The 13,294-nt window shown below is 34.2% G+C and carries 10 protein-coding genes; 3 read left to right on the top strand and 7 right to left on the bottom strand.

Features of this window, described 5'->3' with window-relative positions; all coding sequences use genetic code 11:
- Positions 1 to 125: 125 nt before the first annotated feature.
- Both J7604_RS23960 and J7604_RS23955 read right to left on the bottom strand, forming a co-directional pair.
- On the bottom strand, positions 126 to 2,201 hold the full coding sequence (locus J7604_RS23960; RefSeq protein WP_293902086.1) for a cellulase family glycosylhydrolase: 2,076 nt from the start codon (positions 2,199 to 2,201) through the stop codon (positions 126 to 128).
- An 896-nt stretch (positions 2,202 to 3,097) separates the two neighbouring features.
- Entirely contained in the window at positions 3,098 to 3,844 is a 747-nt protein-coding gene (locus J7604_RS23955; RefSeq protein ID WP_293902083.1) for an OBAP family protein, read from the bottom strand.
- A 496-nt stretch (positions 3,845 to 4,340) separates the two neighbouring features.
- Between J7604_RS23955 and J7604_RS23950 the strand changes: the two genes are divergently transcribed.
- Complete coding sequence (locus J7604_RS23950; protein ID WP_293902080.1) at positions 4,341 to 5,138, top strand: PhzF family phenazine biosynthesis isomerase; 798 nt, start codon at positions 4,341 to 4,343, stop codon at positions 5,136 to 5,138.
- Here the strand turns inward: J7604_RS23950 and J7604_RS23945 are convergent.
- On the bottom strand, positions 5,093 to 5,845 hold the full coding sequence (locus J7604_RS23945; RefSeq protein WP_293902077.1) for a hypothetical protein: 753 nt from the start codon (positions 5,843 to 5,845) through the stop codon (positions 5,093 to 5,095). The two genes, J7604_RS23950 and J7604_RS23945, sit on opposite strands and share 46 nt — an antisense overlap.
- Before the next feature lie 305 nt (positions 5,846 to 6,150).
- Here J7604_RS23945 and katG point away from each other — a divergent pair, with 305 nt between their 5' ends.
- Entirely contained in the window at positions 6,151 to 8,436 is a 2,286-nt protein-coding gene (gene katG / locus J7604_RS23940; RefSeq protein WP_293902074.1) for a catalase/peroxidase HPI, read from the top strand.
- Positions 8,437 to 8,572: 136 nt separating this feature from the next.
- On the opposite strand, the gene J7604_RS23935 is transcribed toward katG, so the two are convergent.
- The 4 genes from J7604_RS23935 to J7604_RS23920 all read right to left on the bottom strand — a co-directional run bounded on the left by J7604_RS23935 (position 8,573) and on the right by J7604_RS23920 (position 11,758).
- Positions 8,573 to 10,003: a T9SS type A sorting domain-containing protein gene (locus J7604_RS23935; RefSeq protein WP_293902071.1), complete on the bottom strand. Its 1,431-nt coding sequence runs from the start codon at positions 10,001 to 10,003 to the stop codon at positions 8,573 to 8,575.
- Positions 10,004 to 10,269: 266 nt separating this feature from the next.
- Positions 10,270 to 10,599, bottom strand: a complete 330-nt coding sequence (locus J7604_RS23930; protein WP_293902068.1) for a hypothetical protein — start codon at positions 10,597 to 10,599, stop codon at positions 10,270 to 10,272.
- Between the two features lie 43 nt (positions 10,600 to 10,642).
- Positions 10,643 to 11,230 carry a hypothetical protein gene (locus J7604_RS23925; RefSeq protein ID WP_293902065.1) on the bottom strand — a complete coding sequence of 196 codons (588 nt, stop codon included), beginning with the start codon at positions 11,228 to 11,230 and terminating at the stop codon, positions 10,643 to 10,645.
- Positions 11,231 to 11,308: 78 nt separating this feature from the next.
- Positions 11,309 to 11,758, bottom strand: coding sequence for a hypothetical protein (locus tag J7604_RS23920; protein ID WP_293902062.1), 450 nt, complete (start codon positions 11,756 to 11,758; stop codon positions 11,309 to 11,311).
- A gap of 360 nt (positions 11,759 to 12,118) precedes the next feature.
- Between J7604_RS23920 and J7604_RS23915 the strand changes: the two genes are divergently transcribed.
- Positions 12,119 to 13,294, top strand: a 1,176-nt coding sequence (locus J7604_RS23915) for a PAS domain-containing protein (protein ID WP_293902059.1), incomplete at its 3' end; no start/stop codon positions are given.

Below are 13,294 nucleotides of genomic sequence, written 5' to 3'. Positions count from 1 at the left end.
TCATGTTATAATCCTGATTTCAAAAAAAATCCTTCTTCACCAGAAGAAGGACTTTAAAATAATAAGATGATATGATTGTAATGCCTGTATATTTTTATAAGTCCATTGGATTTTAAGAAGGAATTTTATTCTTTGATTATCTTTAAAATCCTTTCATTTGAATGATCTTTTAATTTAAGTATATACATCCCTGCAGGTAATGACTCACCTACTTGAATTTCCTTTCTAGTCATACCTTTTTCATGTATGTTTCCTGCAAGATCCATAATAGTAAATTCAAGTTCAGTTTCAGAACTAATGATCAACTGATGATGGAATGGATTGGGATAACAATTTGTTTTATCACTGTCTTTAGTTCCATCCAATGAAGTTATTACGTTGTTTACTGTCACATTGATAGATTCAGAATTGCTGCAATTGCTTGCATCATTCGCTTTTGCAACAATGGAATAAGAACCATTATCTATATTATTCCAGCTGAAACTATAAGGAACTGTGACATCCTGCCCTAGTAATTCTGCTCCATTCATAAACTGTACATTACTGATATTATTTCCAATTACCGAAACTTCTATTACAATGGAAGCAGGATTGGATGTAATCACGGAATTATCAGAAGGAGAAGTAAATGTTATGGCAGGTTTTGCCTGGACAGTTACAGGTATCGTAAGACTATTACTACAACTATTGGCATCCGTATAGCTCACCTTATACGTCCCGGATTGAGCGGGCTTTATATCTGCAAATGAAATTTCACGAAAAGAAGATGTAAAATTTCCAGGCCCCGACCATGACCATCCTGTAGAAACATCATAAGGATGAGGCCCGATTGCCAGACTTCCACCTTCACATAAAGTAGCTGAACCTTGTGCTCCCCAAGATCCACCATTTAAAGACATATAAGATTCTATAACTGGAAGAGCATTAACATTGACAGAGATACCAGCTCTTGGTCCTTCACATCCGTTCAGAGTTTGTGAAACATAATAAGTTGATGAGCCAACTATAGCAGTATTGGGAACTGGAGCAGTAGTACTGGCAGATCCAGTAGCAGCAACAGTATACCATTTTAAATCTGTTCCTGTTGCACTAAGAGCTGTTGCTGTAGCATTCTGACAGTATGTTCTGGTAGCAGTTACAACCGGTGCCGGAGTAGTACATGCACTTGTACAGTTTGGATTTGTAAAAACAGAACACTCAACAGCAGTCTTAGTACCATTCGTTCCGTTGATAACTGTGTTACCCCAAGCAGATAAATTTGTACAAGCCCAATCATTGCACAAATCCAGGAACTCTACTCCACCACCATTCCCCTTTTGTGACCAAGCAAGCCAGCCTATTCCACCAGACTGACAAGTATTGATAATGGCTTGTTCATCAATGTCGCAGGAGCCATCTGTAGCATGTTGATAACCAAACTCTCCCACTATGATTGGTACACCAGAACTTTTTATTGTGTTAATAACCCCAATGTTATCCCCTCCTTTTTTCCATTCACAATACATATGTATTGAAAATAATAGGTTTGCTTTTTGAGTGCTGTTGCTAGGACCTCCTAGATATCCATTATCCGCTCGTTGAATGTCCTTTGCATAAGTTCTGACGTTATAGGCATCGTCAATGTCTTGTCCATACCCAACGGCGTCTATTACAATTGTACTGGTAATCCCGGCATTTCTCATAGGTTTAATTGCGTTAATTACCGCATCTCTCCAAACCGTATTCTTATTGCTTGCCGTTTGCCAGGTCCCCCATTCATTTGCAAGGTTAATCAGTATATGCTTCTTGATATTCACACCGTTAAAATTAGTATTGTTAAAGAATGAAGCTTTGCTGGCCCAGAAATCTCCCATTGTCTTTAGAGCGCCAGGATCGGTGCTTCCCGTGACGTCATGAAGCTCAACCATAGGAATAATTTTATTCTTTATGCAGTTCACGACTGTCGTTTGCCATGCATTATCAGAAGTATTGGTTTGTACCACAATGCGTAGACAATTGGATTTGGTATTATTCTTTAGTGCCGTAATGCTTCCATTCACATCATTGACATACCATGCAAGAGGAACGTTCATACCTTTCATAACAAAATTATTTCCGCAAGCATCTATCAAATTTCCATTAACGTTATCCGTTGTAAAACCCTGTGCCATGGCCAAGCATGGCGATATAATCAAAAAAAAAGTCCTTAATAGTTTTCTCATAAGTTTATTCAATTTAGGTTAAATAGATTGCTTTGTTAATCTAAAGTATAGTAGTTGTCATGGGAAGAATGAGTATGTTCAGAATCTTCAATAGATAAAGAATAAGACTATGCTAATAGATTAGCACATATTATTAAATATCATACAGCAAATTACTTAGTGGTGTAAATAATCAATCCATCCATCTTTTTCCTATGTACAACAGACTATGTAAAAAGTCACACCGGAATTAAAAAAATAAAATAAAAAAATTTAATATTCTTATAATTCATTTGAACCATAATCACATTAATCTTTCTATTATCCTTGTAATGTTTACAATTATTATAATATTGCCCTTGAAGAGAAGCCTTGCAAGTAATCTCTTTAAACTGTCAGAGTAATGTGTTTAATAGATTTTTAGTTTATCATTTAATATAAAAAGAACCGCAATACTAAAATGAGAAAACTATGCGATGTATATTTATTTTATATAAATGATATTTTCATTATCTATACATATAGTGTACAAACGACTTTGTAAAAAGTCACACAGAATTAAAAAATAAAATGAAAGATCATTATCTCAATGAGAATTAAGTAGATAATATGCCTGGGAAATAATATTCTGACTTTGTTTTATTAATGCCCCTATTTTGATAATCACCCCCTCTTTGGTAATTAATTCACAGTAAAATGGTTGTATAGTTATAATAAATAAATAAATGAATATCGAATTAATAATTTCATTTTAGGAGCTTCCATAATACTTACAATAATACCAGGGCCGGATAATATATTTGTGATTACAGAAAGCTTAACCATAGATAGAGAAAAGGGGATTCTAATTTGAGAAAAATTAAGGCCCTCGGAATAGTTTTTAAATATAAATATTTATTAGTCCTTTTTTTGTTAAATCAGTGCTTGTGCTCATGCTTTGTTAAGGAAGGAAGTTGTAATACATGCCCGTTTTGCCATGAATCAGCTCCTGAATGAACCTTATGATCGGGAATGTCTTCTCTGCTCTTTCTTATTTCTTCAGTAGAGATCTCAAAATTTTTATCCCTCCTTGCAATAAGTGAATCTTCAAGTTGTCCATCTTTAGTAAAGCCCATCATCAATTGTGGTGATCCAAAAGGTAGTTCCTTATCCTGATCTGTGTGCCACGTATGCCAGGTTTTTCCATAAGTTGATACAAGTTTCTCCATAAACTCATGTTCCGCCAGCTGAGGTATTCCCGGAGCTATAAGCGTACCCGACTTAACTTCATGATTATGGCTGTGCCAAAGCTTCTTTTCATCATCAGGTAAACTTTTAAATATTTTCTCAGAGACAATATATTCCACTCCCATGATATGAGCATCTTTTACATTCCCGTCATAAATAATGCATTGAGTAATATCTTCATTAAGTACAGTACAATAATGATGAGCTTCCATTTGTCCCTTCATGTTACCGTTGTAGAAATGAAATCCATCCATATAAACATTTATTGCATTAATCGGAGCCTTATTTTGCATTACTTTCGTACCTGTTTTAAGTACATCCTTTTTAATTGAATCTTCAACTCCTGGTTCTTTTACATATGGTTCAGTATTTTTACCGCCACAGGCTGATATAACTATAAGAATAATAAGGGAAATATACTTTGTTTTTTTTAACATTGGATCTAAATTTGAACGAGCATAACACATAATGATTTCCATTGTTCAAATCTGGATTCCTATTTGATACAATTATCCACTCTTCACATTTAGGTACACGTTTAATTTGTCATCATGACATATATAAAAAAAACACTTCAAACGAAGTGGCTAAACTAATTCAAGGAAAAGAGGCTTTTTCAAATACTCACCTTAAAAAGGAAAATCATATTTAAAGTTAGTCTAAGGGATTTTAATACGTCTTAACATTTTTTTAGTGTGCCAATTATTTTATTCAAAGACTTTATAAGATAAACACCTGCAGGTAATTTGCCAAAGCCAAGCTGGTAGCGTTTTAAACTGTTTCTACAAGAAGTTAATAATGTGCTATGAGCTTATCACTGCTCATCCCTTAACTATTGCGAATCACTTGATAATATAGAATGAGTTTAGTATTTTGTTGCTGCTTTCTCTAATATTCTTTAAAAGAATTACAAACTTTCAATTAACATATAAAATGAAAACATACTTTGTTGATTCCTTCACTGACCAAAAATATAGAGGAAATCCTGCAGCTGTTTGCATAGTAGAAAACACATTAGATAACCAGACAATGCAAAACATTGCAGCTGAAATTGGATATTCTGAAACTGCGTTTGTTGAAAAGCAAATACAAGGTATATTCAAAATTCGTTTTTTTACTCCTAAACGGGAAATTCCTCTTTGTGGTCATGCAACATTGGCTTCTTCTAAAATCATCTTTGATGATAGTGAATTATCAAAAATTGTATTTATTAATATCAATGGAACAGAACTCATCATCAATAAAGAACACAATAAGATTGTAATGGAATTTCCTCAATACAACCTCATTGAATTTAACTTGCCTCATGAAGTAGCCGATGCACTTGGGATCAAAAAATGGGAAGAATCAAAATTTTGTGAAGAAACAAAAATGGTGTTAGTTGAAATAAGTAGCAGCGAAGAATTAAGTCATTTAACACCTGATTACCCAACTTTAGTAAAGTCGTATGAAAACATAAACGGCATATGTGTTACTCCTAAATCTCAAGTTGTAAATTATGATTTCCAGTATCGTTATTTCTGGCCCTGGGCAGGAAGTAATGAAGATCCCGTTACAGGAGCAGTACAGACTTTCCTTACTCCGTATTGGGCGAACAAAATCGGAAAACAAAAGATGAATGCTTTTCAGGCTTCTGAAAGAACAGGTGAAATGGAAATACTTTTGAAAGAAGGTAAAGTTATAATTTATGGACAAGCGATTACAACTCTTGAAGGAGACTTTAAATTATAAATAGGATTGTGTAGAAGTTTTAAGTTAGTACATATTAGGTCATAGTTAGCAGTTATTGAATCATCATAAAAATATACATGAGTTGTATGGTTTGTTAATGTCTGCCACATCTTAATTATTTTCTTTCTGTCATTATAAAAAAATAGAACAGCTTGCTCATGTGACCGATTCTCTCGATCATACACTAATGTCAGATTAGTAGCAAATGCCGTTTGAGAAATATTTATGTTCCAATGTCCTTCTATAGTAGGAAACTGTTCCTTTAAAAAGTCAATGAACACGAACCAACCAGCGGTTTCTTCTGTCAAACTAAATGAAATATTATTGTCGCAAAATACATCAATGCAAATTAGGTCTGTCATCATTAAATCCACCTTGTAGCCAAATATAGATTGAATCTGATTCCAATTCACTTCTATTGTTTCTGGAAATGAAATGATAAAGCCGTTTTCAGTGTATTGAAAAATTCCATTGTCAATTAGTCTGTCATTAAATTCTTTGGCAATTTGTGCCTTATACTCTTTTGTCCCGACAAAAATTACCTTCTTTCTTGGATCAATAAGTGGATACGTGGTCATAACAGCACAAAGCCCGAAAAAAATTAATCCCCAGATATAACCAACCAAAATACTACCAATAACAAAACCCCAATTTATCACTAGAAAAAACAGATCTATCCAATTTTCATAAATTATTATCTTGTCCAAAGGTTGATTACTTCGGTTTGATTTATAGCATTTTCTATTCATTGCTGCAGTTCTAGCACTACTTATAAAATTATATAAAAAAGTGGAATGGTAAAACGCCTCTGCGTGAATTTATCACCGCTAGTAATAACTAAAAAAAAAACAATATTGAACAAAGTTCTATCTCTTCACACCTATATTATACATTTTAACCCTTTTCTAATTATAGATTTTATCTATATAATCATAAATAAATATAATTTTACTCTATAAATACTTTCTGATAAGTTTGTAAAGTATTATTTACGGAGTAAAATTTTATAATCATGAAAAAAACGTTTTTAGTCGCCAGTCTGGTCGTGCTCTTTGCAGGGTGTCAGCAGAAAGAGACAGAAGTAAACAATGAGGGTAGTTCCGAAAAAGGCGGATGTCCATTCCATTTCGGTAGTAAAGGCAAGTCTGGTGGCCTCAATGTTGGCAGCAATGGTAAAACTAACAGAGATTGGTGGCCCAACCAATTGGATTTAACTGTACTTAGACAACATTCCACAAAGTCTAACCCAATGGGTGAAGATTTCAACTATAAAGAAGCATTCAACAGCTTGGATTATGCAGCGTTAAAAAAAGACATTCGTGAAGTGCTGACAAAATCACAAGACTGGTGGCCAGCAGATTATGGAAATTATGGACCTTTATTCATTCGTATGGCATGGCATAGTGCAGGTACTTATCGTACTGGTGATGGTCGTGGTGGAACACGTGAAGGTCAACAGAGATTTGCTCCGCTTAATAGCTGGCCTGACAATGCCAACCTTGATAAAGCAAGAAGATTATTATGGCCTATCAAACAGAAGTATGGAAATAAAATCTCCTGGGCAGATTTAATGATCCTAACTGGGAATGTTTCCCTAGAATCGATGGGCTTTAAGACTATCGGCTTTGGTGGAGGAAGAGAAGATGTATGGGAGCCTGCTAGCAATGTATACTGGGGTTCGGAAGGAAAAATGTTAGAAGACAAACGTTATAGTGAAGGCCGTAAACTAGAAAAACCACTTGCTGCAGTTCAGATGGGACTTATATATGTAAACCCTGAAGGTCCTAACGGAAATCCTGATCCTGTAGCTGCAGCAAAAGATATACGTGAAACCTTTGGCCGTATGGGTATGAACGACGAAGAAACTGTAGCGCTTATAGCAGGAGGACATACACTTGGTAAAACACACGGCGCAGCTAACGGCTCTAATCTGGGCCCTGAACCGGAAGCAGCAAGTATCGAAGAACAAGGTCTTGGATGGAAAAGTAAACATGGAACAGGAAAAGGAAAAGACGCTATTACATCCGGACTGGAAGTAACATGGACTACCACACCTACCAAATGGAGTCATGGATTTTTCAAAAGCTTATTTGAAAATGAATGGGAGTTAACTAAAAGCCCAGGAGGAGCACACCAATGGGTTGCTAAGAATCCAAAAGTAATGGTGCCGGATGCTTTTGATAAAAATAAGACTCATAAGCCAACGATGCTTACTACTGACCTCTCATTACGATTCGATTCTATTTATGGAAAAATCTCTAAGAACTTCTTAGATCATCCGGAACAATTTGATGCTGCATTTGCTCGTGCTTGGTTCAAATTAACACACAGGGATATGGGGCCTAAGTCAACTTACCTAGGACCTGAAATTCCTAAAGACGAATTCTTATGGCAAGATCCTATTCCCGTGTCTGATCACAAGGTGGTGAATGAAAAAGATATTGCAGAATTAAAAGCTGCCATTCTTAAATCTGGTCTAACTACAGAGGAACTGGTTTCTACAGCATGGGCTTCTGCTTCTACTTACCGTAATTCTGATAGAAAAGGTGGAGCTAATGGAGCTCGTATACGTCTTGCACCTCAAAGAAGCTGGGAAGCTAATAATCCTCAACAACTTAATAAGGTATTGACAAAGTTTGAAGAGATTCAGAAGAACTTCAATGCGAAATCAGCAAACAGACAAATCTCTATGGCTGACCTGATTGTATTAGGTGGGTCTGTAGCAATAGAAGATGCCGCTAAAAAAGCTGGTTATCCTACCAAGGTTTCGTTTATGCCTGGTCGTATGGATGCTACTCAAGAACAGACGGATCCTAACTCTATAGCAGTACTTGAACCAATGGCCGACGGCTTCCGAAATTATTACAAAACGAAATATACTTTATCTACAGAAGAATTATTGGTTGATAAAGCACAATTGCTAACTCTCACAGCTCCGGAAATGACTGTATTGGTTGGTGGTATGCGTGCGTTGAATGCCAACTATAATCACTCTAAACACGGTATATTCACAGCTCAGCCAGGAGTATTAACGAACGATTTTTTTGTGAATCTGTTAGATATGAATAATGAGTGGAAAGCCACTTCCGATACCAAGGAAGAATTTGAAGTACGTGACAGAGCAACCGGAAAAGTAAAATGGACAGCTACCCGTGCAGACCTTATATTTGGTTCAAACTCTGAATTAAGAGCATTGGCTGAAGTGTATGGTAGCGCAGATGCTAAAGAGAAGTTTGTAAAAGACTTTGTAGCTGCATGGACTAAAGTAATGAACCTGGATCGTTTTGATGTAAAATAAACACTAAGGATTCATCCTAAAGATTTCAATCAATTCCATATAGTTTAGTTAAAACAAAGCCTGTACAAATTGTACAGGCTTTGTTGTTTGTTTACGGCTATTGCATGCAAGATATAATAAATAGACTTTATTTTTTTTAATTAATAATAAGCTTACCCTCGATCCTCTTTGTTTCATGTTGCCAAACTTCATAAAAATAAATACCTTCTTGAAGATCGATAATATCAACCCGGGACATCCTATTTGTTAAAACAATGCTCTTTCTTAATGTTCCTGATATTGAGAATAATTTTAACTCTGTCAAATCATCAAACTCAGGTAATTCTATAGTTATATTAGACAAAGCAGGGTTAGGAAATAATTTAAATTCTTTATTAAAGTCTGTATATGAGACACTGGCGACAGGTGACGAAGAGCCATTTAAACGAGCCAAATGAGGATGTTCCATATCACTGTAAAGTAAAAAATACCCTCCAATTAAAATTTTATTATCAGCATCCAATGTAACAGCAAATACAGGTAAATTGGGACCGACTTCAATGTTAAAGGTAGGATCATCGGTGCCATCTGCATTTAATCTGCTTAAGTATTTTTCTAAATTCCCATTGAAGGTATTAAATTCTCCTCCGATAATTATTTTCCCATCATTCTGTACAGTCACAGCGTGAATATCTACATCAGCTCCAGATCCCATCGCAAAAGTATTATCAATGGCTCCATCGCTATTTATTCTTACTAAATAGTTCTTAGTTATCCCCTTATATTTTGTAAATGAACCTCCTAAGATAATTTTCCCATCAGATTGAAGTGCCATAGTCCAAACTTCAGAACTAGCACCTGTGCTGCTGTTTAATGAATTGTCTTTCGATCCATCAACATTGATTCTGACAACACCTTGAGCAGCTGCACCGTTATAAGTAGAAAAAAGTCCGGAGGCTAATATCTTTTGATCTGGTTGGATAATTATAGATCTAGGTTCACCATTCAATGCAGTTGTCACAACAAAGGTATCATCTTTGGATCCTGTTGCTGTAAGCCTTGCTATTCTATTAATACTGCCGTTGTTAAAGACAGTAAAAGCTCCTCCTACAACAATCTTTGTATCCTCCTGAATGGCAATAGCATAAATGGTATTATTGAATCCACCTCCAATATTGAATGAGTTGTCATATGTTCCGTCAGCATTTAATCTTGCAAGCCTGTTTACTCCTTCGCCATTATAAGTAAAGAAGGAACCGCCTATTAAAATTTTGCCATCTTTTTGTATTTCAACCGCGTGAATGGTGCTATTTGCTCCTGTGCCACCTGGGTTAAAGGTTTCATCCAAGGAGCCGTCCTCGTTTAGTCTTGCTATTCTGTTTACAGTTGTTCCATTATAGCTTGTAAACTCCCCTGCAACAATTATCTTCTTATCAGATAATACTTTGATAACTCTTACATGTGAATTGAATCTACTTGCAACAAAAGATTCATCTATTGTTCCATCTTGGCCTAATACTTTGTTAGATGAGGAGATAGTTATTAGATAAATAAGGAATGTACTAAGTAGTGTAAATGATTTTTTCATAGGTCATTTAGATTGATTAAAAACAATAAAAGAATCAAATAATCAGGGAAGATATACGTGGATTACTTGATTCTTGTTATTTCAATCTATCTTTTCGCTCCCTATAAATTCAATTTGAATAAATTAGCTAAAGTCAGGCTGCTGTTTAAAGGTCTGAAGGCTAAAGAGCTTTAGTCTTGATTGGCACTGATGTAATTATAACTTCGACTCTCCTCTTGATCCTCTCTAGCTGATTCTTTTGATCAATAATTTTTTTTTTTTGTTAGTCAATTCAAAACGAATCTTCCGTAAAATGGATTTCCGTTCCAAGAATATTCCCCTCCCCGTCCAATGGTAAACTCATATGTATAATAAATTGCTATTATCAGAAAGATAATTCCCGTTATCCAAAATAAGATTTGTTTTACCAATATTGATTTTGATTTGGTTGTTAACCAAGTAACTATTGCATGGATTATTACTATCCCAATTAGTTCTCCTGCATAAATGATATCTCCGAGTCCATGTCCGTATGCAATAAATCCTGTCCAAGAAAAAATTAAGACAATAAATATGTATATTAAAATGGTTAGATTAAAAATTTTTGATATCCTCATAACTTTCTCATGTCTTCATAATAATTCATTTTGAAAAAATATATCAGATCTTATTCATATTTAACACTTTGCTCAGCCTAACAGTTATCTGACTTTTGTAACTAAGCAATAACCAGCCAAGCATTCCTAACCCCCAACCCAGCCAGCCAATTTCATTGGGAATAATATCTACATATGATGAAAGGACAATTACAAATCCAATTACATACAAAGAATAGCTTATTGTTGTGAACCAATTACGTTCTTTTTTAAGGTTATTATGTTTGATAAAATCATCAATTGATATGGTTGTGAAATGTCCTTTGAAATCCTCATAATTGTCATTTTCTTCCTTTATAATCACTCCTTCCTCACATAGTCTTTTTACAACAGTGCCAAAATCCTCACTGGATTTTATCCCATTATATTCTAGGATCTCTTGTATTGATCCATTGTCGTTATCAATTAAATCCTGAATGATAAAATGAGTCGCATTCCTTGAATCAATATGGATTTCATTTTTTCTTTTTCGGGTAATAGAATGATGAATATGACCAACCATTTCAACTCTTATACCTGTTTCATCAGAAATTTTAGTCCAGATTCTTAGGGTTAAATTCCGATCATTGTTTTCTTCATTTGTATGCTCCATGTTCTGTATTTTTCTGCATTAGTTGCGGGCTTAAGTTAGATAAACTTAAGTCAGATTTGGTCTTTAACTTCGATTTTTTCAATTGACAAATTCAGTCTTTGCAAAAGTAAGATTGAAGCACTTATTGCCCCTTTGTTTATTCGAAAGTACAAATACCATCCACCTACAAATGATAAAAGAAACATAATCAGAAAGACTTTCAAATCTCCTGTGAATAATGAAAAAAAATGACACAAATAGCGCATACAAAATAAAGAATCCTACAATGAATAAATTTATTTTGCCAATTTTACTCAATTTAATATTCATCCGTAAAGCTGTTGATGTAGATGAAACAGTTGAAAGATTTCCTATGAATTTATAATCTTTAATTTGGGATATCTTAAAATAACCTGATTTCTCAACCGCTTCAAAACTATTATTATGAATTTCAACTAAGAGTGTTTTGTCAGTATTTTGTATTGTTTTAATTATAGAAGGCAATTCTTCCTTGATCTCAAAATTTATTTCATTGTTGAATGGTTTCATATCAAATTAAAATTAACTATTGGTTGATGAGTGGCAGATTTTAGAGTGCTTCCCAATTGATCAAGCCTCCCTCATATTCCTTATGAAAATAAATAAAAAGTGCGGCGAATAAAGCACCACATTTGAAATTTTCTTATTCCCCCCTTCCGTGGCATTCGTTATTGTTAAAGTTAATTGTTACTCCATTTGTAGAAATTTTACCAATGCCTATGAAGGCTAGTTTAAAAATAAGGAGAACTACATCCCTCACCATATTTATTCATCCAATTTTCACAAACAATTCTTTAGTAAATGCCTTATAAAGACTTATAGACTTAAACCTATCTATCAGGTATTTAAACCTTTAAAGGGTAAAATGTAATGAATAATTATTTATCATATTTATACCATAATCATTTGAATGATGTTGTTGAATTATGTTTAAAGAGATTATACGAAGGAAATAATTTTATAAGCTTCTCCATTTTTCCTGATAAAACCGAATCTAAAGAATTACTAAAAAATGAGGTTGAAAAATTCCTGATTGTATTGATGAAAAATCAGGTAATCGATGAAATTGAAACCCTTTTTTCCGAACTGAAATCTGGTAAACTTACTTTTCAATCAGGCATTGAAGATATACAGTCCATTTTTCATAACAGGAAATTCATATTGCTGAATTTCCTGAATAGCTACACCAAAGATGCTGAAGAAATCATAAGAATTGTGAAAGATATTGAGAAATTTTTCCATAATCAGGAAATGTACGCTATTGCGAGCATGGAAGAATTCCATAAAAAGGCCCTGAATGAATGTCAACTATTATTTGATAACACAGAATCATTGGCTCACCTTGCTCACTGCGAATTCAACTATAACACTGGCACAATTAAATGTTCAAATGAATTTTATGAAATTTTCGGAATAACACATCATACAAAACTTTCTTTTGATCATCTGAAAAATATGACCATTTATGAAAATGGTTTTGATCCCTTCTCTGAAACACTTACCCAGAAATTTAAAGATGGAAAGCCAAACTTGCATGAGTTTAAAATAAAAAGAAATGATCAGGAGATTCATACTATTTATTCTAAAGACTTCCCCTTGGAAGATAAAGAAGGAAAAGTAATCGGCATAAGGAGATTAGTTCAGGATGTTACTCAGGTAAGAAACATAGAAGGGAAAATAAAAAAAGAAGAAAGACTGCTCAAAAGGATATTTGAAAATTTGCCAATATACATAGGCATATTTGATGTGGAAGAAGGTAGACTGGTATATGCTAATCAGAACGCAAGAGAGCTTTTTCAGTTTGCATCTGAGGATATTTATAATTCAAAATTTACCAACGTAATCGAAAATATTGTTGCCCCTGAAGATAAAGAAAAATTGCAAAATCGGCTTTTAGCATATCCTTATGCAACTGAAGATAGTTTACCACCATTGGAGTATAAAGTTATTCTTCCTAATGGAAAAAATATCTGGTTTTATACTAAAGCAATTGTCTTTAAAAGAGAAGACGATAAAGTAAAAGAGATATTAATGTCTGCTGTAGAC

The organism is Sporocytophaga sp., from assembly GCF_017745095.1.
Taxonomy (GTDB): Bacteria; Bacteroidota; Bacteroidia; order Cytophagales; family Cytophagaceae; genus Sporocytophaga.
The sequence above is the reverse complement of the archived record's forward strand: the minus strand, read 5'-3'. Positions and strand labels throughout refer to the sequence as shown.

Bases quoted from the DNA above. Each gene is read 5' to 3' on its own strand.
- J7604_RS23930 (WP_293902068.1), bottom strand. From the start codon at position 10,599: ATGAGGATATCAAAAATTTTTAATCTAACCATTTTAATATACATATTT.
- J7604_RS23935 (WP_293902071.1), bottom strand. From the start codon at position 10,003: ATGAAAAAATCATTTACACTACTTAGTACATTCCTTATTTATCTAATA.
- J7604_RS23950 (WP_293902080.1), top strand. From the start codon at position 4,341: ATGAAAACATACTTTGTTGATTCCTTCACTGACCAAAAATATAGAGGA.
- J7604_RS23920 (WP_293902062.1), bottom strand. From the start codon at position 11,758: ATGAAACCATTCAACAATGAAATAAATTTTGAGATCAAGGAAGAATTG.
- J7604_RS23925 (WP_293902065.1), bottom strand. From the start codon at position 11,230: ATGGAGCATACAAATGAAGAAAACAATGATCGGAATTTAACCCTAAGA.
- J7604_RS23960 (WP_293902086.1), bottom strand. From the start codon at position 2,201: ATGAGAAAACTATTAAGGACTTTTTTTTTGATTATATCGCCATGCTTG.
- J7604_RS23955 (WP_293902083.1), bottom strand. From the start codon at position 3,844: ATGTTAAAAAAAACAAAGTATATTTCCCTTATTATTCTTATAGTTATA.
- katG (WP_293902074.1), top strand. From the start codon at position 6,151: ATGAAAAAAACGTTTTTAGTCGCCAGTCTGGTCGTGCTCTTTGCAGGG.